This is a genomic window from Leuconostoc sp. (assembly GCF_965300815.1).
The window spans coordinates 1,206-2,263 of the sequence record NZ_CBDKZH010000159.1; the positions used below are offsets into that span (position 1 = coordinate 1,206).

Genomic DNA, 1,058 nt, shown 5'->3' on the forward strand with positions numbered 1-1,058 from the left:
GGCACGTTGCCGCATTAGCGGTCCGGCTAGATACCTTTCCCAAAGATGAGACCACACAGGTCTTTTACATCGGGACCAATAACCCAGATGAATTAGAAGATATTCGGCGTCATATCATGACGCATTTCAAATCTTTGCCAGTGTCTGGTGAGTATATGCATAAAACAGCCTACGAACTCGCTAAGCAATACGGGAAAGACTCGCTAATTGTGATTGAAAAAATCGGGACTGGCCACTTACCACAAATGTTTGCCTTGAAAGCGTGGGGTGAACGTTTCTTAAAGCATGTGCCATTCTTTAAGCCTTATTTCCCAGATCGGTTATTGCAAGGTGCCAGTCATCTTTTCCCCAATCAATTACCAGAACGGTTAGAAGCGTACCATGACAAGTATGACCACTATTTGCAACTTAAAATGGCTGGGGATGGGATTGCTGAAGCACGTGAGTATTTGGCGTCATTCTTCCCAACTCAGGATGGGGATTATTTTGAAGCGGATGCGAATGAAACCAGTAAGGCAGAGACACACCGCTATGTGACGGCCGGTGTGGCGATTCGCTATCAAGAACTCAAACAAGATACCATCGACATTTTGCCGTTAGATATTGCTTTTGCCAGCAATGAATATCATTGGTTTGAACAGTTACCAGCTGAAATCGAAGAGAAAATTGCCTATAAAATCTACTATGGTCACTTACTCGATCATGTGATGCATCAGGATTATATCTTGAAGCCTGGGGTCGATGCTCATGCACTCAAACAGGAAATGTTAAAAATTTTGGATGCCCGTCATGCGGTGTATCCGGCCGAACATAATGTCGGCCACTTGTACCTCGCAGCCCCCGCATTGGTGGATCACTATCGTAAAAACGATCCAACTAACAGCTTTAATCCTGGTATTGGGCAACAATCAATGTCTAAGTATTGGGGTGAGTATTAATAACGCTAAAAGGCGCAACTGGATAATCTGGTTGCGTTTTTTTTGTGTCTATTTTTAGGCAAAATAAGTGAATTAGCAACTTTTAGCTTGTCAATATTGGTATACTTAGCACTTAAAACC

Annotated in this window: 1 protein-coding gene; it reads left to right on the plus strand. The window is 43.0% G+C overall.

Features of this window, described 5'->3' with window-relative positions:
• Positions 1-938: D-lactate dehydrogenase (gene dld, locus ACW12G_RS07610; RefSeq protein WP_455647676.1), on the plus strand; the 938-nt coding region annotated here is incomplete at its 5' end.
• Between the last annotated feature and the right edge of the window lie 120 nt (positions 939-1,058).